The sequence below is a fragment of the Ewingella americana genome (genome assembly GCF_006438725.1).
In the GTDB taxonomy this organism is placed as follows: Bacteria; Pseudomonadota; Gammaproteobacteria; order Enterobacterales; family Enterobacteriaceae; genus Ewingella; species Ewingella americana_A.
In genome coordinates this window covers 61566-83592 of record NZ_RCZD01000016.1, presented here as the reverse complement: position 1 = coordinate 83592, position 22027 = coordinate 61566, and the positions used below count along the sequence as shown (strand labels likewise).

Below are 22027 nucleotides of genomic sequence, written 5' to 3'. Positions count from 1 at the left end.
CTTTCCATGAACAAGCACCTGATAACGGCGCTGGCCCTCAGCGTCGCGCTGCTCTGTGCCCAAACGGTGCAGGCGGCAGAACAACCTACCGTGTCGGCAAGCGACACGACGTACATGAAACAAAAGCAAAATGAACTTGAACAGTTCCAGGCACAGCTTAAGGGCATGAACATCACCCTGCCGCAGGCGCAGCAAGACAAGGTGTCTCAGCTGCAAAACGAAATCGCTGCCTCTCAGGCTGACCAGAACAGCGCGGATCGCCCCACGCCGCAGGCAGTCTATTTCGTGAGCCTCGGTATCGCTGAAGAAGGTCTGTTACCGATGTTACAAAATGCCCGTCGCTTCGGTATTCCGGCAACGCTTCGCGGCCTGCTGGACAACGATTTTCGCAAAACGGCCTCGGTGATGTTTGAACTGTCCAAAAAAGATAAACAGATCGGCGTCCAGATTGATCCTACCCTGTTCCAGCAGTACGGCATTAAAGCGGTTCCCGCGCTGGTAGTGACCTGCAAGGGGAAATTTGACGTGCTCTACGGCAGCCTGCCGGTTCAAGAGGCGCTGGAAGAGGTCAAACGGCGGGGTGACTGTGCCGACACGGCGACGAAGCTGCTGCAGGGAGGGGAGGTTAAAAAATGAAGCGACTTCTTTTGTCACTGATGCTGCTGTGCGTGCAGGGTGCCCAGGCCGATGCGGTCAGCGATGCTTACAACGTCGGTGCCAGTTATGGAAAAACCAACAGCGGTCAGGGAACGGCGGGCATGGCAAACACGTCACCTTCCGGCGTTATTCCGGGTTACACCTCTAGCCCGGAGCAAAGCGGCTATTACGGTGGGGTAAGGGGGGGAGATGGGAGCATCGGTGACAAGGGACAAACGGAACTCGGCCAAAACAATGCCGGAAAGGCAATTATTGATTCCGGCACCTCAAACCCTGCCGTGATCATCGATCCGAAAGCACCTTACATCACCAACGGTAAAGATGCTGAAAGTACGGCGGATGCGGTGGTCACCGGGACTTATGCGCAGTGCACGGACAAGGTGGTTAGCAAAAGCACCTTCCAGAATTACACCTGCGACAGAGATATAAGCTATACCGGCAGCTGCACCCGGAGTGCATCACCGGGCGGGCATTACGAAACGCGGTCAACCTTGCAAACAATTGACGTGGACCCGGCAGCCTGGGTGTATGGCCCTTTTATCAGCGGAGGTGTGCAGGTTCAATTTCCTCTTCCTGCTGGAGCTACATTAGTAAGCGGGACAATAAAACTGCATGAAAAGGAACACACCCCCACTTACTTAAGTCACTTGGTAATATGGGGAAATGACCTTGCGACAAAAAATGAAAACGGGGACTCCTATCAGAATTTTAATATTAATGTTAGCGGGGTGGTGATCCCCAATACAGGGGTTGTAACAGCATTGATTACGGGTCGCAGCTCGCTCGATATTGTTATGGGCTATTACAAGGGGCATTTTCTTGAGTGGTATTTGACCGTAACAATTATGTCTACAGAACAGGTTTGGGTGCCCGAAGTCTCCTGGTCCGCGCCGAGTTGTAATATAGACCCCGCCACCAGTCAGCTCACCAATAGTAAGTGTTCTGTAGCGGGCGGAAGCCAAACTACATATGTTAACGGACAGGCTCAGACCGTCTATAGCGATTGCTGGCAGTACACTGATACCTATCAGGTCAATGCAGCTTCCAACGGAACATGTAGTTCATTGATGAGTGACCCTAACTGCACGTCCGCCGCCACATCCTGTACCGAAACCACGAACGGTGCCTGTTCTCACGTTTCGCAAACCTATCAGTGTCAGAAAACATACACCTCAACGGGAAAACTCTGCGGCGGAGATTATTTCTGTCTGACCGGCGACTGCAGCGACACTGACGGTGCCGGCGACAGCGGTTTTGATACGGCCGTGGCGAAGCTCGCCGGGTTGGCGTCAGCCGGTGACGACGTGGCCAATGACCAGATCAACATTAAAGCCTTCACCGGTCAGGCATTGGCCTGTCGCAAAGCGATGGCGGGGTTCTCCAACTGCTGCGTGGACTCGGGCTGGGGAAACGGTGCGGGGCTGGCGAACTGTAGCAGTGACGAGATGGCCATCGGTAAGGCTAAGGCGAAAAAAGTGGTCGTCTCCGTCGGTGAGGCTTGTAACCAGGCCGTGCTGGGCGTCTGCATCCAGAAAAAACAGGTGTACTGCGTTTTCGGCGGGAAACTTGCTCGCATTATTCAGGAACAGGGGCGGCGCGACCAGCTTGGCGTCAATTTTGGCAGTGGCGATTCCCCGAACTGCCGGGGTATTACCATTCCTGAACTGCAGGCGATCAACTTCGACCTGATTAATTTTGCTGACTTCTATACCGACCTGATGACCAACCAGAAAATCCCGGATTCTTCCGTCATGGTTAAGCAGGTTAAAGACCGTATCGCCGCACAGGTTAACGCACAAGGTGGAGGGAAATGATGAAAAAATGGTTATTTGCTTGCCTACTCAGTGTCACGTTACCGTCGTGGGCAGGCGGCGCGGACACACCGGCTGATGCCGTGGTGACGCCGGCTGACCCCTTTACCGGCTGGCACTGGTACAACGAACCGAAGAAACCGGCGGAAGTGCCGGCACCGAAACCGGTTCCGGCTTCACCCGTGCCGGATTTCAGCAAGCTGTCATCGTCTGAGCAGGCTGATGTTCTCAAGGGCTATACGCGAGAGGCACTGTCGCGGGCCATTCTCAACCCGTCCAGTGAAAACACGGCCACGTTTCTGCGCTGGCAGAAATTCTGGACGGACCGTGCATCGATGTTCAGCCAGTCGTTTGCGGTGGCCCAACTGGATCACCCCGATCTGGACTACAACCTCGAACATCCACATTACAACAGTACGGCACCGTTGCAGCAGGCCAGTGACCAAACCAAACAGGCTCAGGCTATCAGCGAACTTTCGGCGCAGTACGGGATGTTTTACTTCTATCGCGGCAGTGACCCAATTGATGCGCAGATGGCTGGGGTGGTCGCGGATTTTGCTCGCACGCGGCATATCTCACTTATCACAGTCAGCGTGGACGGGAATATATCACCCCAGGTACCAGACAGCCGTCAGGATGAGGGGCAGAGTGCGCGGATGGGTATTAGTCATTTCCCCGCCTTGTTCCTGGTTAACCCGGTATCACGCGACTTCCGCCCGCTGGCTTACGGTTTTATGACACAGGATGACCTGGCCAGACGTTTTCTAAATGTGGCTACAGGGTTTAAGCCTAACTTTTAAACAGAGACAGCAAGATGAGCGTTATTTTCCTGACGATAGAGCGCATCCGGGGAAGGGGAGAAACGTCTAACGGTATCACGCTTGTTCTTGCGTCATTGACGACACACCCCGGACTGGATGCCGGGGGCTTTAAAGCGGATTACTGACGAATTTTGGTGGTGACACACTGAACTTCAACTATTACCCAGAAGACGGAATGGGCTGTTTCATTACCCTTGCCGCGCCGCTGGTTCTCGGTGAACTCGACGTCCCCTATATCACAGGCGTGCCCCCCAAATACTTCATCCCGCTCAACCGCCCTTTTCTTGTCCCTCACTTCTTCTTAACAAAGGATTTCCTATGCAATATTCAGTGCTCAAAACGGGTGCCGGTGCCTGCTGGACGACGGTCAGGTTATTGATAGACATTCTGGTCATCGGCCCGGTGCTTATTTTTTCTCTCCTTATTCTGTTTAGCGCATGGCCTTCTCCGGGGGCGTTTATGATCAATCAGGCAGAAGGTCTGGTGAGGGGTGCAGAGCCAGGCAAGGTGTGGGGGTGCGCTCCTATCCCGGATATGCTGGAGATTAACCAGCGGGCGATCCCGCAGCCGGTTAAACCTCTTTCACCGTACTTCTGTTTGCCCGAGCAGGTAGGCCGTGAAACCTACGCGACCTCGTTTAACCATACGCTTATTCAACTTTACGGGATGGTCACCACGCTTTATGCGTTTTTATATTTTGCACTTCGTATGGGGATGAAGGGGGCAGGCCGAAAAGATCGTGCCCCGTTGATGGCCATGGGTGTTGCCGTACACGCTGAGGGCAGGGAGAAACAGCATGAATAAGCTTCCGGTTGTCTCCGTGCTGTTTCTGATTGGCATTGTTGCTAATTGTCTGCGGGAGTTGCTGGCCTACTCGTCGGTGCTGACGCAACAGGTGCTGACCTTTGCGACCTTTACCTGCCTGATACTGTCTCTGGTGGTGCTCATCGTTTCGGAGGTCCTTGCGCATCGTAAGGCGCGCCGGCAAAAAAGAGAGGCGAAACCGTGAAACTCTGCCGGCTTCTGCCTTTCCTTTGCCTGATGTCCCCACTTGCCGTCCACGCTACCGTGGCCGACCAGATTGCTGCGCTGGAACAGGGCAAGACAAAAACGAACTGGTCCCCGGCGCTGCCCGGCCTGGGACTGCCGCAAGCGCATGTTTCCTCGGCCCGTCCGGCGCATATGATGAGACTCACCGACGGACGTGGAGTGAACCTGAATAACTACGCCATCGTGGTATTTATGCAGCGCGGCTGTCAGTACAGCGCAAAGTTCGATCCGAAGCTTAAGCAATGGTCAGAGGAGGTAGGTATCAAAGTCTATCCCTACACGCTCGACGGTTATGGTGACAGCGCATTCCCTGTGGCCCTCATCCCGCGAAAAGTGGGCGCAAATGAACCGATAGCGGGTGAGATCTTAACGTTTTTTGGCAACGGACTGCCCATCGCCACGCCAACGACTTTTTTGGTCAACGTAGTGGATTTACTGCCAGATAACACCATTCCTGCCTATCCGCTCTATCAGGGTGATACCGATATGGGAACGTTGAGCCAGCGCGTAGCACTGATGATTGAGGCAGATATTGATCACCTGCCATCCGATACTTTGGGTCCCGTGCCCACCAGTCAGGGCGTCACCGCGCAATAACAACCACAACGTTCCCCCCGAAAAGCATCCGGCACGAAACTCTTCTCACACTTATATCGCGCGCAGTGCTTCTGCGCATACGGAGACATGACTTTGAACAATACAGAACGCTTACGCGCGAAAGACCGCTCGTTTATGGAAAAGGTTGTTTTCGTTTCCTTTCTGATAGGGATCGCGTTGTTCGCGGCAGGCTGTTTGTGGCCTCATTTTGCAGGCATCTGGTTTGACACAGAGATGCAAAACCCCGCAATGCATCAATACACCCTGGCCTTCTCATTAATTTTACAACTGCCTGCCTGGGTATTTTCGGCGCTGGGGAGCGGCGCAATGATCGCTTCGCTGACAACCGTCGCGATGGTTTTGCTGCATAAGTTTATGGGGTGGGTAGACACCCGAATCAAAGCACAATTCTGGTATCAGTCTGTTGAAAATAAACTCCAAAAAACGGAAAACTCGGCGAATGGGGAGCGTCATCTATGAAACTCAAAAAGGTCATATTTTCTGCACTGACTGCAATGTGTATCAGCGCATCAGCGTTGGCTGACGTACAGGGAGACCTGAACGGATATTTTGGCAGCCTTGGCTACGACGGCAACGTGTCAAAAGCGCAGGCGTGGCAGGGGCAGGCGGCAGGATATATGACAGGCGGTTCAGTATATCTGCGTAACCCCGTCAAGCAGGTTCAACTTATTTCAATGCAAGTACCTTCCCTCAATTCAGGTTGTGGAGGGATCGATGCATATCTTGGCGCATTCTCCTACATCAACGGCGAAGCGATCCAACGATTTGCTAAGCAGATCATGAGCAACGCAACAGGATATGCATTCGACCTGGCACTGCAGACGATGGTCCCAGAACTTAAGCAGGCGAAAGATTTCCTGCAAAAACTCGCCTCTGACGTTAACTCTTCCAATATGAGTTCCTGTCAGGCAGCACAGGGGATCATCGGTGGTCTCTGGCCCGTATCCCAGCTTTCCAACCAGAAAATCTGTCAGGACATTGCCGGTGACGACAATATTTTTTCTGACTGGGCGTCATCACGACAGGGTTGTACGGTGGGGGGGCAGGGTGACAACGTCACGGGTCGTGCTTCGGATAATCAGAAAGACCAGGTGCTGAAGAACAAAAATCTCATCTGGGATGCACTCGGGCGCAACCACCTCTTTGATGGCAACCGTCAGCTGAAAGAGTTGGTGATGAGTATTGTCGGCTCCATCATTTTCAACAGCGCCGGTCAGGTCACTATCTTGACGCCGATGGTCGATAACCGGGACGTTATTACCGTGTTGATGCGTGGCGGGACAGCAAAAATTTACGGCTGCGATGAACCCGACCTTTGCCTGGGTCCAACAGTTGCCAGTGTCACCATTACCAGCGACAACGCATTGGTGACGCTGGTGCAAAACATCATGTTATCCATGAACCAAAAACTGACCGACGACACGGGTTTGTCTGATAAGGAAAAGGGATTTCTCAACACCACTTCTGTCCCAGTCCTCAAATACCTGACCAACTCTCAAAGTATGGGGCAGAGTCCGACCTACCTGATCCAGGTGGCAGATTACATCGCACAGGATTTAATGATCCAGTACCTACAGGAACTGGTGAAACAGGCCAGCCAGTCGCTGGCAGGTAAGAACTTCCCGGCGCAGGCGGCAAGTGAATTACGTCAGAACGTGGCACAGGCTCAGTCGTTGCTGGCCAACATGAAACTGCAGTCTGCGGCAGATCAGAATGCGCTGGATGGTATCGACCGCAACATGCAGTACCTACAGCAACAAGTCTCGACCATCATTTCAACGTCGTATCAAAGCAACTACCGGTGGGGGATGAGCAATGACTGAAATGTACACGATATTCGGCGGGGATATGTGGCGGCAGGTACTCAACGGCGTTGTGACGATACTGGGTGCCGATACATTTGATACCCTGATCCGCATTGTTAGTCTGTTCGGCGTTCTGGGTGTGATGATTTCCTTTATCAAAACGCGCGATCCCCGCGTGTTTATGCACTGGCTTGCCGTATTCATGTTTATCACTTCTGTGCTATTGGTGCCTAAACGCTCGGTGCAAATTATCGACATTACCGATCCGGCCGCTGTGTATGAAGTTGACAATGTCCCCCTGGGACTGGCCATGATTGCGGGATTGTCGACCGGAGCCGGCTATGGCGTGGCGCAACTGTATGAATACACCTTGTCACGGCCAGATTCGCTGACGTACACCAAGAGCGGCATGCTTTTTGGTTCTCAAATTGTGGCCCAAACGTCAGATTTTCGTACTCAAAACCCGCAACTTGCACAGATGCTGCCGGATTATGTCGAAAATTGTGTTATTGGCGATATCTTGCTCAATGGCAAATACACCGTTAACCAACTGCTGAACAGCACTGACCCGCTGACGCTTATTACGACTAACCCAAGTCCTTTACGCGGGGTTTATCAGACAGTCAGTGGCACCAAACAATTTATCACCTGTCAGCAGGCAGCAACGACGATCAAAACTCTGATTGGAAGTGATATCTCGGTGGGAGGTGTGAGCTGGCACGATATGGCGACCCGCATATTTGGTAGCAAAGTGAATGCCGACTCGCTGTTGAGTAATGCGATGGATGAAAGTTACGGATTCTTTTACACCGGTGGACTCAGCGCTTCACAGATTATGCGCAACAACGTGACCAATGCCGCCATTCGTGACGGCTGGAAAGGCTTTGCTGCCCGCTCGTCAGACACGGCCAATCTGGTTAATCTGGCGACAGAATCTACCATGACCAAGCAGCGTCTGAGTTGGGCTGCAGGCGGCGCAATTGCCGCTAGAACGCTGCCCATGTTCCAGTCATTGATGATGCTGATCCTGATTGGCCTGTTCCCGCTAGTGATTGCGCTTGCCCTGACAAACCACGCAATCTTTGGGTTTAATACCCTGAAGCTGTACGCCGGTGGTTTCCTGTATTTCCAGATGTGGCCGGTGATGTTTGCGATTTTGAATTCCCTGGCCAACTTCTACCTCCAGTCAAAAACCGGTTCAACGGCGTTGGTGCTGGCGAATCAGGATCGCATAGCCCTGCAGCATTCTGACGTGGCCAATATCGCAGGTTATCTCAGCATGTCGATACCGGTACTGTCCTTTTTCCTGACGAAAGGGGCAGCGTCCGTGGCGTCGCAGGTAGTGGGCGGGGTGATGAGTTCAGCGGCGTTCTCAGCCAGCGGACAGGCATCAACGACCGCTGACGGCAACTGGTCATTTAATAACATGTCGATGGATAATGTTAACGCCAACAAATTTGATACCAACCTGTCACAGCGTATGGGACAACAAAGCCACCAGATGGAAAATGGCGGGATGCGTACCCTGACGGCGGACGGCCATAACGTCTATGACACGTCTCAGGCCATCTCTAACCTACCGGTTAACATGCGATTAAGTTCACTGGCGAGCAGTGGTTTCCAGGAGCAGTCGCGGCAGGCTCAGCAGGAGGCGCAAACGGCGCTCGATGGCTATAACCACAGCATTACCAGCGGCTTCCAGCAACTGAACCAACTGACCAGTCAGAGTGGAAACAGCTCATCCATGACGCAGGGTAGCGAGAATACTCAGGCAACCAATGCGACAGTGGGTGCGAGTAAGATGATGTCTGCCGCCGAAAGCTATGGGAAATCCCACAACATCTCTACTCAGGAGGCTTACAACCATCTGATGGATATCACCAATCAGGGATCCGGTGGGGCTGGTATATCGGCGAATGTTAAGGCTGATTCTGGCGATCAGCTCGTCGGGAAAGTGGGCAAGTGGGCCACGGGTGTGAGTGTTGGTGCCGAAGCACACGTCAATGCCGACTGGAAGCATACTTCTGGTAGCGCACACGGTACGCAGGATACCAACTCAGAAGGGAAAGATTTCCGTCATGACGAAAACAGTCAGACGGTGAAGGATTTCCGTCAGGGTATGGATATGGTGACGTCGGCGCGAGTCAGTGAGTCTGGAAATCAGACAAATAACCAATCCAATTCCCTGGTTGATCAGTACGCATCGACGTTGAATGATGCGAAAAGTCAGTATCATCAGTACACCGACAGCAGTACCAAAAGTCAGGAGTTCAGCCGGATGGCCACACTGGCACAAAACGAAAGTGCCAGTCTTGATGCCAACTACAACCAGGAATTTGTGGACTGGACAACGGCAAAGTATGGAAATAATGCACAGGGTGTTCTGACCAACGTTAACTCAGCCCGGGAAGCGGCAACTGAGTTTATGAAGGAGCGTCTGGAACCAGAGATTATGCAAAACTATGGTGCCCGGACAGAACAGACAAACACGCAACCCCTGACACCATCAAACTCGCTAGAATACGGTGCGGTCACTGCGCAACATACCGCTGCAGGTGACCCAGTCCCTGTGCCCTATGGAGCCAGTGCGGTGGCCGGCAGCCAGGAGAGCGATGTCACAGGCTCTAGCGCCGTCACGGAAACCGACCCTCGAGGATCGTTGACACCGGGAAGTGCTCCGGGTGTAGCAGCGAGTCATGTACCAGGTGAAGTTAACGGAACGTCACCGATAAGGGGTACAGACCCATTATTGACAAGTGGGGGTGAGGTAAACCTGCATAACCAGGAGAGAAATCTCCATGTGCAAGGCGGCCCACCGTCAGCGTCAATAACAGATAATTATAATGCGGCTGCTGAGAAAGTGAGTGAGCACGCTGAGGGTGCAGGTATCCCTAATAACGTGGCGGGGCAGGTTGCAGCACAAAGATCTGCGAATTCTAATGTCATTAGAGAAAATGGCGGAAAAATCGAGCAAAACGAAACCCCTGTTCAGGCATCCAGTGATATACTCAGAAATGAGCATCAGGGTGCGGTGAAAAGCCAGCAGATTGGCCGCACTGAAGAGGACATTAGGCAGACTAAACCTGGTTTTGATCATGCAGAAACTAAGAATTTTGAGCAGAAGCTTAAAGAGCTTCGGGAACAACAGAGAAAAGCCTCATGATATATTTTAAGGAATAACACAGATGGGAAACCTAACTGCAGCACAAATTGAAGCAGATGTTAACTTTCTAATAAACGGCTTAGATACTGAGCATCGACAAATTCCATCACCAACGGAATTGATGAAACGGAGTGCTGCGATTCCCTTTTTTTCTGTTTTATTGAGTATATTGAGTACTGTAATTTTCTACGCCTCTTTTGATAAAGATGACGCTTCAATTAAAGGATTCATAATTTTCCTTATATCAGAAGGCTGGTACTTATTGGCAATAACCGCAGCAGTAGGTCTGCTTGTTTTCTTAATGACATATAATAATCAACTTACATATATGTCTTTGCCCTTAGAAGTGAGAAGCAATTCGCTGCTCGTAAGTCACCTTGCAAAAATTGTTCGCAAATCAATCATTACATTTTGCACTTTAATGATTATAAGCTGTCTGCTTTCTGGCCTATCTGCTTGGTTTGCCATAGCTGTACCTGTGCTATTGCTATCACTTTTTATTGTGTCTAGCATATTAGTATCATTTGAAATTAACCGTTTGGGTGCCGGTTTGGCCCTCGAAAAAATCAGCAAGTTGATCAAAAACATTTAAGTTAAATCCCCTACTGCCTATAACCCTTCTGTAATTCTAACGGAAGGGTTTTACCCTCCAGATTTATATCCAAATAGCCAATATTTCGGGGCATGCCTGCCCCACTTTTTTTGACAAGGAAACAGTAAATGAAAAACCGCAATTCTCTTGTGGCGGCTGTTGTCGTCTCATGTCTGGTACTTTCCGGCTGTAGCGCGATGGGCACCGCTATCAAAAAACGTAACCTCGATGTGAAAACACAGATGAGCCAGACTGTGTGGTTGGAGCCATCCAGCGAAAAAACGGTCTATATCCAGATCCGAAACACCTCTGACAAAGACATGAGCGACCTGCAAACGCTATTAGCACAGGATTTGCGTGCTAAAGGCTATAACGTCACGTCGTCGCCGGACTCTGCATATTACTGGATCCAGGCCAACGTCCTGAAAGCCGAGAAAATGGACCTGCGTCAGGCACAGGGTCTGCTCTCAACGGGGTATGAAGGTGCTGCCACTGGTGCTGCACTGGGTGCTGGGATCACCGCCTATAACAGTACATCCGGCGGTGCGATCCTAGGGGTAGGATTGGCTGCAGGTCTTGCCGGTATGGCGGCAGACGCGATGGTAGAAGACACCAACTACACAATGGTGACCGATCTGCAGATCTCCGAACGCAGCAAAGCGACCGTGACAACAGATAACGTCGCCGCGTTACGCCAGGGTAACTCCGGTGTGAAGGTGCAGACCAGCAGTGAAGAAGGTAACCGCATGAAATACCAGACGCGCGTGGTTTCTAACGCCAACAAGGTGAACCTCAAGTTCGAAGAGGCAAAACCTGTTCTGGAAGCCCAGCTTGCGAAATCCGTCGCCGGGATCATGAACTGACCTGAACGTTTTATCGCTGTTGTTTATTGTCCTGATGGCACACGCCCGTGTGCCATGTTCACCCACTCCCATGACGTGATAATTCAGCAGCCTGCCTGTTAACTCTCCGGTGGCCGTGCCTGCTTTTCTTTTCGTGATATTCCGCTTCCTCGTCCAGACGCAAATCCCCGCGTCCGGACTGTGGCGAGCGTTGCCGTTAAACTCCCAAATGAAGGAATTGCTCATGCAATACAAAAGTGCCCGTGGCCTGATGGCCTGGTTTACCCTTTTTTTCATCTGGAACGCATTTGTTCTCTGGTATCACGGCGTCGCCCTGCTGCAGTTCATCATGCGCGACAGTCATTTGTACGCCTTCTCGCTGGCCTTACGCCAGACCCGCAGCGATATGCTGCCTGATGCTTTGCCGGTCGTACTGATGATGATGTTGGTGTTGGCGGTTGGTGCACTTTTGTCATCAGCCACGGTGGTCACGATAAATGCGGTGGCTTTCCTCTTCAGAACGGCGGGTGCACTTATTCAGGATCAGTACAGCCACCCATCGGCACCTCGTAACCCGCCGTCGTTTCACTAAGACGTCTTCGTTTTCTCACTGAATGCAGCTGGCAGTGATATTGATCGGGAAAAATCACATGATTTTGTTTCGGACTTCAAAACGGGTGCTGTTCTGGGTATGGGCGATAATGATGTTTTCTGGCATCCGGCTTATTCTTGCTGTGCCGCTGCGAAGCCAGTGGGGGCCCCAGCAGCTCACAGCTGCGTATACTGCAAATCTTTGTAGCTTGGTCGCGCTTGTAGGGGTGATATTACCCCTGATTCCTGAGCGAAAGCGGGTAGCAGCACTTGCCATGATACCATTTATGCGTTTTGCAGGTAGATACCTGGTGCTATCTCATCTTATGGTGTTCCTTCTGACGGCATTTACCGCAATGAGTTTCGGTCATTGCTGGGGTGCTCAGGTTCAGGGAAGTGGTCTGTTAGTGTTTATCGCAAGCTGTTTTCTTTTATTTCGATTTACGGTTAAAAACGATAAGGCATGTACAGAGACCAAGCAAAATCAGTGACAAAATGTAAACCGATTTCACGTCTTTTCTCGTCGCCTCCATACCTGCCCATCCCAGCACAGCAGTAATGTATGAATCCGGGGTGTAATAGGCATCTGCTGCTGAAAGTATCTTAAGACAATAATTCGGGCATTTATCTGGGGCAACAGCGGAGAGCAACTTTGCTGCCTGCAGGTTCATACCATGTGATATGTACCATTGTGCGGCAAGGTATTTGATTCCGGTGGAGGCAGGGCGTTCAGCCATAATAATAGAAAGTGTCCCGATATCCATCGGAGAGGCCAAGTTGTGAATGGCCAGTGAAAGATCTTTATAAAATGGTGTCTCTTTGGTCTGTCCTGAAAGTTTATTAAACTCGCTGATTGCTACCGCGTCGGTATGTATATGAGGGATTATCATCAGCGGATAAATCATTTCAGCCACAGCCATATCCGTCGGAGAACTGAAAAATTTGTCCGGCGTTTTTATGTACCGTGGATCGGCTCTTTCAGCTAAACCACCGTGGTTATTGTTCAGTGTCGTTTCCCACTGAACCCAGTTCCCGCCCACATCATCTTTAAACGCAATTAATGCATGCCAAGGAAAATACACAATTTTTAGGTCAATTCCATTCTGCTTAGCCGCATCATAAAGAAGATAAACATTAAGGTCACAGTCGGAGGCATGATGTGACCAGCCCTCAGACGTCAAATCCGAGGACTGATAATAAAACTTTTTACCCAGCACATCGTTACTGCATGACAAAAACTGACGAGGTTCCTTTATACCTGAGCATTTCAACGCTGAGGCCATCAGGAAATCGTTGATATTACCCCACGCCAGCATCGCTCTATTCTGGTGGTCGGGAAATAACCGGACATCTTCTTTAACCAGTCGGTGAGACAAAAGCGCGGGATTATAAATACCCGAGGTGCGTTGGCCTACGTTATAAAAAATATAGTCGATTATGTCAGGTGTTTTATTGAAAGCGATATAAAACAAAATTGCCAGGGGCAGACAAAAAAACAATGCAATGACCAGGTGGCTAATTTTTCTGCCCGTTATCAATTCGCGATTCTCCACCCTTATCTCCTGTTCAGCCAGTCCTCTGTCGTTTCATTTCCATCTTACACACTTTTATTCCCGCATTTATAAAATGAGGAATGCCTTAATGAGTTTTACACCGAAGTATCTCACGCAGGGGGGCCAGATGACGGCCTACCGCCTGCGCATGTTTGCTCAGGTCAACCAATGGATATTTAACTGGCTTTTTCTGTTGTTTTTAATATCTACGGCGGGCATTTTTTGGGCTGTTACCTCCGCCGATGTGCTGAATAACGGTTTCTGGTACTGGACCGGCAGACTGTTATCCAGCTTCGTGCCGCTGATGAATCCGAAAAGCCCGGCGACCTGGGATATCAGCTGGCACTGCAATGCCAGCGAGACGCTGTGCACCACCAAAATGACGTTGGGGCAGCTGCTGGCCGACCCGTGGATGCAGTCGATGGGCGGCCAGCTGGTGAATAACTTAAAACTGAGCGCCGCCGGCTGCGGCACGCTGTGTTTGCTGCTGTTCAGCGTGATTGCCTGGTACGTGGGCCGCATTGGCAAGAAAGAGAGTGAAGATACCTATATATCCGGCATGACGCTGACGGATGACCTTGTCAGTGTGAACCGGCAGCTGAAAAAGGCCGGGCAGAAGTCTGACCTGCAGATTGGCGGACTGAATATGGTCAGGAATGCCGAGGTGATGAATTATCTGATCCACGGCACCATCGGCGTCGGTAAATCCACCCTTATTCGCTGGTTGCTCGACTTCATACGTAAACGGGGTGACCGGGCGATTGTCTACGACTCTGGCGGTACCTTTATTGAAACGCACTATGACGAACGTATCGATAAAATCCTCAACGCGCACGACAAGCGTTGCGAAAACTGGGTGCTGTGGCGGGAAGCGCTGGAGGTGGTGGATTACGAGAACCTGACGGCCTCGCTTATTCCGGTGGAGGGGGAGTCCGACCCATTCTGGGTGTCCTCTTCGCGCACCATTTTCAGCGATACGGCGATGCAGTTTGCCTCACATAGCGATCGCAGTATTGAGAAGTTCCTGACAGCCCTCTTGTCGATCGACCTGAAAACCCTGCGCGAGTTTCTCAAAAACACGCCCTCTGCCAACCTGGTAGAGGAAAAAATTGAGAAAACGGCAATCTCGATCCGGTCGGTAGTGACGAACTATGCCAAAGCCCTGCGCTACCTGCAGGGGCTCGATCGGGAAGGTAAGCCCGAGTTCAGCATCCGGGAGTGGATGACTGACGCACAATACGACAAAAGCTGGCTGTTTATCTCCACCACAGCCCGTCATCGCAAATCCGTTCGCCCGCTGATGTCTATGTGGCTGTCTATGGCCACTATTTATCTTCAAAGCATGGGGGAAGATCCTGACCGGCGGGTGTGGTTCATCTTTGATGAAATACCCAGTCTGCAAAAAATCCCGGATTTTGCTGAGACGCTTGCTGAAGGACGAAAATTCGGTGGGTGTTTTTTTCTGGGCCTTCAGAACATGCCTCAGCTTATCAACGTGTACGGACGCGAGTTGGCCAAGTCTATTTTTGACCTGCTCAACACCCGTTTCTATGGCCGTTCGCCGAGCGCCGAGGTGGCGAAAATCGTTGAGGAAGAGCTGGGGCATCAGCGCCGTCGTGAGGCGCGTGAGCAGAACAGCTACGGTCTTGACCAAATCCGTGACGGTATCTCCATCAGCCGTGACAAGGTCAACGAGCCGGTGGTCGATTATGACCAGATCATGTCTATGCCAAACCTTCGCTTCTACGCCCGCCTGCCGGGGGAATACCCGGTCGTGAAACTGGATCTGAAGTACCGTCCGCAGAAGAAGTACCACAAGGCGCTGATTGAGCGCGATTTCAAGGATGTGCTCAGTCCCCAGCTGGAACAGGTCATCAGCAAGAACGAACAGGCGACGCGCATGGTGGGCATTGCCTTCCCGACCGGCGACGAAATTCTGGAAGGGCAGTCAGCGACTGCAGAACCGGAGAATGTCACTCAACCCCCTCAACCCCCTCAACCCCAGACGCCGCCCCTGAAAGGCAGCATTTCGTCACAAAGCCCCGTTCGGAAAAGCGTGCCCGTCACGGTTTCGCCGACGCAGCTCACCGTTGAAACACTGAAAACACCGGCAACACCAACACCGCCGGAGGCTGAAGACTTTGCTCAGCCCGGCACTGCCGTCCTCACGGAGCCTCCCAGCAACGTGCGTCCCTTTACGCCGCGAATGATGAGGCCGGATGTGGCGGCGGGAAACCCCGGAGAGAGTGATGGCGTATCCAGAACGGCGGACAAACACCCGAATGCTCCCGCACCGGTCAAATCATCAGTGTCTGATGCCGCGACCCCACGTGCCGTCACTGCGGACTCGGCCGCCGTGCCACCTGTTAGTCCGGCTGCGGCCAAAGCCCCTACGGTAGCGGTTAAGCAGGCAGTGCCCTCCGTCGGACTCAGCGCACTGGAGATGCTCGCGCAAAAAAGGCGCAAACCCGCGCCGACCGCTGACGGCACCGAAGACCAAGCGGCAACAGAGGCACAGGGGGAAGCACCGGACCTGCAGATGGACGTGGAGGTTGACGAAAAGGGCGAACTTGTTCTGCGCACGTTAGGTGCCCTGAAGGCGGCACCGGAAAGCCTGGATGAGGCCCAGGCGACGGAGTACGGCGCGGCAAACCGCGCGATGGCCGAGGAGGAACAGAACATTCTGCGACACCACGATGACTATGACGCGTACCAGCATATGGATGAACACCACGAACCCGGAGGTTTTGAACGATGATGACCGTTGCCTCCGTTGCGTCTGCTGCAGACGCGGCGGGCTATTACAGCAGCAAAGATAACTACTATTTTCTCGATGATCTGCAAAGCCAGTGGCTGGGGGAAGGCGCCCGTGAGCTGGGTCTGGAAGGGAACGTTGACCTTGAGGCGTTCACCAATGTCCTGCACGGGCGATTGCCGAATGGCGTGGAGCTGGGGAAGGAGGTGTCAGGTAATCATGTACACCGGCCCGGACACGACTTCACCTTTTCTGCACCGAAAAGTGTCTCAATGCTTATCCTGGCCGGCGGCGATAAGCGCCTGCTGCAGGCCCATATTGAGTCGGTCAAAGAAACGCTGGCCATCATGGAGCAGACGATTTCAGCCCGTGACACGAAGGAAGGCATCACCTCTATCGTCCCCACCGGCAAGATGGTGGCGGCGCTCTTTACCCACGATACGTCTCGCAATCTCGATCCGGCCATTCACACCCATGCGGTGGTTGCCAACGTGACCGAGTTGGACGGGAAGTGGAAGGCGCTGGCCACCGATGCCATTTACGGTGCCGGGTTTATTGAGACGATGTACCGTCATCAGGTCAGCTTCGGCAAAATCTACCGTAACAGCCTGAAGGCGAAAACCGAGGCGATAGGGTATGAGACAGAACTCACCGGCGGCAAGCATGAACTGTGGGAAATCAAAGGGTTTCCGGAGACGGTGCTGGAGGAGTTTTCGTCCCGCCACCGTGAAATCGCCGCCCAGGTTGGGGATGAAGCGTCTCTGAAAAGCCGCGACGTCGCGGCGTTAGACACCCGGCAGAAAAAGGTCGATATCAGCCGTTACGGACTCGATGAAGCCGATGCGCAGGGCGCACGCACGCCGGCTGCCCCGTCACTGACGCCAACTGACACTGCCAGCGTGCCATCATCATCCCCTGCGCGCGTGGATTTCCCCTCAAAACCTGCAATTGAGGTGGGCGGAGAGGGGAACGCCCTTGTCCGCACGACCGCTGAGACGGTCAGTCTGACCGACCCCGGACAGGTAACGCCGGAAAAAAGTTCGGATGCGAAGGGCGCACCGGCGGAACCGCCAATCGCCAAACCAGAGACGCAGGCTGGCCGAAACCGCCTGCAGGCCCGGTGGGATCAGCAGATGGCCGATTTGAATTTCAACATACAAGACGTGATGGATGCCGCGCAAACACGGGCCGTGACGCCTGAACAGGAGGAAGAACGCCCGATGCCGCCAAGCGTTATGCAGGCGGTGCGTACTGCGATTTCGGTGCTGAGTGACACCCGCACCCGCTTTACCTACGGTGACCTGTTGATGACGGCGCATGAAGCGGGGGAAGGGCAACAGTCCATTCCCAATCTCCGCAAGGCAATCGACCGGGCCATCGTTGAAAACCTGCTGGCCCCGCTGGACGGGGACAAAGGGGTATTTACCTCGCATATTCATCTGCTGGATGAACTGTCGGTGCAGGCCCTGGCGGGCGATATCGTGAAGGAAGGGAAAGTGGTCAGTTTCCGGCAGACCGACATCGAAACGCCTGAGCGGCTCAAAGCGGTGGAATTTGCGCCGGTGGCCATCCTGAACGCGCCGGCGTCGATAGGCCGTCTGCGGGAGGTGACGGAAGAACTGGTGACAATGTCACGTGAGCATGGCCGCGAGGTGAAAATATTGGCCAGTTCTGCCGAACGGGGCCTGAGCTTTGGCAAATCACCGCTGCTCAAAGACGACATCCTCTACCGCAGCCGCGTTTTAGATAAGGGGTTCAGTCTCTCACCGCACAGCACGCTCATCGTGGAAAGTGCGGAGCGCCTCGGACTCAAGGAGATGCTGGTCCTGAGCGGCGAAGCGAAGGAGAAAGACGCCCAGCTTATTTTCCTGGACAGCGCCGGGCGGCAGTCCAACGCCAACGCCCTGTCGGTGCTGTCATCCGCCGGCGTGCCTCGTCACGGCCTGACCGAACCGGTGGCGGGGCTGGAAGCGCGGGTGATCAGTATCGGCGATAAGCGTGACCGTTACCGGGCACTGGCTGAGCGCTATGCTGACCTGAGTTCACCGGACGCCACCGTCACCGCCGTGGTCACCGGCGCACGCGAACAGCAGCATCTGACCGGCATTATCCGTGACGCCCTGCAAAACGCCGGCAAGCTTGAACGGGATGGCGTGACCGTCGAAGCCCGCACGCCGGTCTATGCCAGCGTGAAGGAGCGGCTGCTCCCGGCCACGTACCGGGCGGGGATGGTGCTGGAAGACCGGTCAGACAAAAATGAGACCCGCCACTACATCCTTGACCGGGTGCATGAGGAGACGCGCATGTTGTCACTTATCGACAGCGACGGCGTTCTGAGCCGCGTAAAACTGAGCGACCTGACCGGCGACTGGCGGCTGTTTACCCGTGAACAGTTGCACGTTGCTCAGGGAGAGCAGCTGTTTGCCCTGGCCGCTGACAAAGCCAATGGGCTGAAAGCCCGCGACCGGCTGACGGTCACTGCCGTGAGTGAGGGAAAATTAACGGTGCAACGCGATGGCCAGAAAAAACCGCTGCAGGTCGCGACCGACCGTCCGCTGTATCTGACGCATGGTTACGTCAGTGCACCGGGGAGCCGGGACAATGAGCACGGTATCGTGCTGGCCAGCCTCAACGCCCGTGACCTGTCCGGCAACATCATGAACGCCCTGGCCCAGTCGGGCCATGAGGCGGAAATCTTTACCGGGGAAGCACAAAACAAGGCGGAAGAGAAACTCGGCCGTATGCGCACCACCCGCTCACCGCTGGCGTTAGTCCGCCAGGCCAGTGGCAAGGAAGACACCGGGGAAGCGCTGGCAGCGTTAAACGCAGGATTACTCACGGATGCGCAAAAAGCCGTGTCGCGGGCGGTTGCCCAGATGAAGGAGGTGGCATTTTCCGAGGTGAAGCTGCTGGAGCAGGCGGGCACGTTCTTCAATCATCTGGGGGCTTTACGGGCTGAAGTGGCACGGCAGGTTAAAGAGGGTGATCTTATCCCGGTGAAAGTCGGCGGCGGAGGCGGATTTGTGGGGCGGGCAACCTGGGAGATGGAAAAGACCATTATCCGGGAAATTGATGCGGGTAAAAATACCCAGACGCCGCTGATGGCCACGATTGACCCGGTCTTGCTTAATGGGCTGACCGCCGGGCAGAAGGCCGCCACGACGCTTATCCTGCAAAGTCCCGATCGTTTTACCGCCGTACAGGGGTATGCCGGTGTCGGGAAAACCACCCAGTTCCGGGCAGTGAAAGCCGCGATTGACACCCTGCCGGAAAGTGAACGACCGCTCGTGATTGGTCTGGCACCGACGCACCGTGCGGTGAAGGAAATGCGTGATGTTGGCATCGAGGCGCAGACCCTTAAATCCTTCGTGGTGGACTGGCAACAGCGCACGGCGGCAGGTGAAGACGTGCGTTATACCAAGACGCTTTTTCTGATTGATGAGTCCTCGATGCTGGGGAATCAGGACACCGCTGCCGCCTATCAGGCGATATCGCGCGGGGAAGGGCGTGCCGTGCCGGTGGGCGATACCGGACAGCTGCAGTCACCGGAAAGTGGGGCACCGTTCACGCTGATGCAGGAGCGCAGTGCCATCGACGTTGCCGTCATGAACGAAATCGTTCGCCAGCGTAATCATGACCTGAAATCTGCCGTTTACAGCGTTATTGAGAACAAAGCCGGTGCAGCCCTCGAGAAAATTGAGCAGGTGTCACCGACGACGGTGCCGCGTATGGGTAACACCGTCTCCCCTGCCGGCTCGGTTATTGAAACGGATTCGCCGGTGTCCGCCATTATCCGGGACTACATGAGCCGGACGCCGGACGCCCGTGAGCGCACCATGATTGTGGTACAGCTGCATGAAGACCGGCAGGCGATCAACACCGGTATTCATCAGGCAATGGTGGATGAGAAAGTGTTGGGGGATAAGGCGATAACCGTCCCGATACTGGATCGCATTACCGGGGGTCGCCACGATTTTAACCGAATCAATGACTGGAAGGCGGGGCAGGTGGTGCTGGCCAACGAGCGTTATCTGAGCGTGACGGGCGTGGACAAGGGCACGGATCGGGTGTTTTTGCGCGATGAGAATGACCGTATGCACTATTACTCCCCGGCGGAGCTGAATGTGACCGAGATTGAGGTGTTTGAACGGCGTGAGATTGAGCTGCGGGAAGGTGACAGCGTGCGCATGAGCAAAACGCAAAAGCAGGCGGGGCATGATGCTCATGAACAATACCGGATTGAAACGCTGCGGGACAACGGCGAGGTGGTGCTCAAAAATGCCGGGGGTGAAAAGGTCATTACGCCGGGCAGGACGCTGGCAGACCAGCACATTGATTATGCCTGGGCGGTGACGGGCTACGGCGCACAGGGGGCCAGTACGGACTATGTGATTGCGCTGGAGGGGACGGACGGTGCGCGTAAGAGAATGAGCGGCATGCGGGCCTTTTACATCAACGCCTCCCGCGCCCGCGACCATGTGCAGATTTACACGGACGGCCTGCGTGACTGGATGGATACGCTGCGGCAAAAGGATAACGGCCCGACGACTGCACATGACGCCCTGACACCCGAGTCCGAGCGGACACAGGCTCGGAGTATCTGGGCGATGGGGCAGCCGGTGGGCAAAACGGCAATCGGACGAACCTACCTGCGGGAACAGGGTTTAAAAGAGAACCCCGTGACGGCGCGGATTATTCCGCCGACCAGGAAATATCCGATGCCGCATCTGGCGTTACCGGTTTATGACGGCAACGGCAAAACGGCGGGTCTGACGATGTTTCCCCTTCAGTCAGACACCGGCCAGATACAGACCGGGCCGGTACGCCAGCTGACGACCGAGGGCGCCCAGGCGGCGGTGGTACAAAAAAGCCGTAACGGTGACACGATTGTAGTCAGCGATATGACGCAGGCGCTGGCGGCGGCGCGAGGCAACCCGGCGGCAGGCGTATTGCTGCTCACCGGCCGGCAGATGCCGTCCGCGCAGCTGCTGAAAGTGGCGGGCGGGGTGACTGACCGGACGTTCAGACCTGATGCCACTTTGATCAGGCTGGTTCAGTCGGAGCTGCAGGAGATACTGCGGTATCTGCCGGCAGAAGAACGGCCGGCGGATGAGTCAGCCCTGCTTCGGCAGGCACTCCGGGCTGTTGAAGAGGCGCGGCCTACACTGCCAGAACGCTTGCCGCAGGAGGCTAAGGGTCAGGATGAGTCCGCGTTGTTACGTGATGCCGCACGGGCACTCGTCACTGAAACGCCTCCGTTGCACGTTATGACTGGGGCACCTGACGGCGCTGAAAAAGCGGCGCTGTCGGCTCGTCTGATTGAGCAGGTGGTGCAGTCAATGCAGCAACAGGTGCCGGTACTGCCAGGAGAGAAACAGCCTGACTACGCCGCACTTATCCGTCAGGCGTCCGGCCAGCTGGCCCAAAACGAAGCCCTGCAGGACAACAACGGTGCCGTTCAGGCCGTATTGGCGTCACTGGCTGGTACCGGGCAGTTCGCCAGTACGGCGCTGCCGGTTGAAAACGCGCAGGGAAGCCTGGTGTCTGCAGAAGCACTCCGCTACGTGCAGGCCGAACAGGATAAAGCGCACGCCACTGCTAAAAATCCGCAAAACGACCTTTCAGAGCGGGCGCTGGCCAGTGCGGCGCGTGAACTGGAAAAACAGGGCCAACTGACGCTGCCGCCAGAAAGCCGGGGCCGGGAGCCGGAGCGGGAAGAAATTACCCACGAGACTGTCCGAAATATTCAGAAAGAACGCTAATCATCAC

The 22027-nt window shown here is 54.2% G+C and carries 15 protein-coding genes; 14 read left to right on the top strand and 1 reads right to left on the bottom strand.

The genetic code is table 11. From position 1 onward, the window contains the following. Positions 1–6: 6 nt before the first annotated feature. The 12 genes from trbC (at position 7) to EAH77_RS22175 (ending at position 11951) form a co-directional block, all read left to right on the top strand. Positions 7–636: a type-F conjugative transfer system pilin assembly protein TrbC gene (trbC, locus tag EAH77_RS22230; protein ID WP_140475195.1), complete on the top strand. Its 630-nt coding sequence runs from the start codon at positions 7–9 to the stop codon at positions 634–636. Further along, positions 633–2471, top strand: coding sequence for a type-F conjugative transfer system mating-pair stabilization protein TraN (traN, locus tag EAH77_RS22225; RefSeq protein ID WP_140475193.1), 1839 nt, complete (start codon positions 633–635; stop codon positions 2469–2471). The genes trbC and traN overlap by 4 nt, the downstream gene beginning before the upstream one ends. Next, positions 2471–3268, top strand: a complete 798-nt coding sequence (gene traF / locus EAH77_RS22220; protein WP_140475250.1) for a type-F conjugative transfer system pilin assembly protein TraF — start codon at positions 2471–2473, stop codon at positions 3266–3268. Before traN ends, traF begins: the two co-directional genes overlap by 1 nt. A 339-nt stretch (positions 3269–3607) precedes the next feature. Next, positions 3608–4093 (top strand): hypothetical protein, encoded by a 486-nt coding sequence (locus tag EAH77_RS22215; protein WP_140475191.1) that lies wholly within the window; start codon positions 3608–3610, stop codon positions 4091–4093. Next, positions 4086–4298, top strand: a complete 213-nt coding sequence (locus EAH77_RS22210; protein WP_140475189.1) for a hypothetical protein — start codon at positions 4086–4088, stop codon at positions 4296–4298. Before EAH77_RS22215 ends, EAH77_RS22210 begins: the two co-directional genes overlap by 8 nt. Beyond that, complete coding sequence (gene trbB, locus EAH77_RS22205) at positions 4295–4936, top strand: F-type conjugal transfer protein TrbB (RefSeq protein ID WP_140475187.1); 642 nt, start codon at positions 4295–4297, stop codon at positions 4934–4936. The genes EAH77_RS22210 and trbB overlap by 4 nt, the downstream gene beginning before the upstream one ends. A 93-nt stretch (positions 4937–5029) precedes the next feature. Beyond that, entirely contained in the window at positions 5030–5416 is a 387-nt protein-coding gene (locus EAH77_RS22200) for a hypothetical protein (protein ID WP_140475185.1), read from the top strand. Then, a complete protein-coding gene (traH, locus tag EAH77_RS22195; protein ID WP_140475183.1) occupies positions 5413–6780 on the top strand; it encodes a conjugal transfer pilus assembly protein TraH in 1368 nt (455 codons plus the stop codon). The genes EAH77_RS22200 and traH overlap by 4 nt, the downstream gene beginning before the upstream one ends. Next, positions 6773–9925, top strand: a complete 3153-nt coding sequence (gene traG, locus EAH77_RS22190; RefSeq protein WP_140475181.1) for a conjugal transfer mating-pair stabilization protein TraG — start codon at positions 6773–6775, stop codon at positions 9923–9925. Before traH ends, traG begins: the two co-directional genes overlap by 8 nt. Before the next feature lie 22 nt (positions 9926–9947). Then, positions 9948–10517, top strand: coding sequence for a hypothetical protein (locus tag EAH77_RS22185; protein ID WP_140475179.1), 570 nt, complete (start codon positions 9948–9950; stop codon positions 10515–10517). A 128-nt stretch (positions 10518–10645) separates the two neighbouring features. Then, positions 10646–11380 carry a complement resistance protein TraT gene (traT, locus tag EAH77_RS22180; RefSeq protein ID WP_140475177.1) on the top strand — a complete coding sequence of 245 codons (735 nt, stop codon included), beginning with the start codon at positions 10646–10648 and terminating at the stop codon, positions 11378–11380. A gap of 223 nt (positions 11381–11603) precedes the next feature. Continuing rightward, positions 11604–11951 (top strand): hypothetical protein, encoded by a 348-nt coding sequence (locus EAH77_RS22175; RefSeq protein ID WP_140475175.1) that lies wholly within the window; start codon positions 11604–11606, stop codon positions 11949–11951. 430 nt (positions 11952–12381) lie between these two features. Here the strand turns inward: EAH77_RS22175 and EAH77_RS22170 are convergent, their stop codons facing one another. Then, on the bottom strand, positions 12382–13503 hold the full coding sequence (locus EAH77_RS22170) for a hypothetical protein (protein ID WP_140475173.1): 1122 nt from the start codon (positions 13501–13503) through the stop codon (positions 12382–12384). 88 nt (positions 13504–13591) lie between these two features. Here EAH77_RS22170 and traD point away from each other — a divergent pair, with 88 nt between their 5' ends. Both traD and traI read left to right on the top strand, forming a co-directional pair. Next, positions 13592–16261, top strand: coding sequence for a type IV conjugative transfer system coupling protein TraD (gene traD, locus EAH77_RS22165; protein WP_140475171.1), 2670 nt, complete (start codon positions 13592–13594; stop codon positions 16259–16261). Next, entirely contained in the window at positions 16258–22020 is a 5763-nt protein-coding gene (gene traI / locus EAH77_RS22160; RefSeq protein WP_140475169.1) for a conjugative transfer relaxase/helicase TraI, read from the top strand. Before traD ends, traI begins: the two co-directional genes overlap by 4 nt. Positions 22021–22027: the final 7 nt, after the last annotated feature.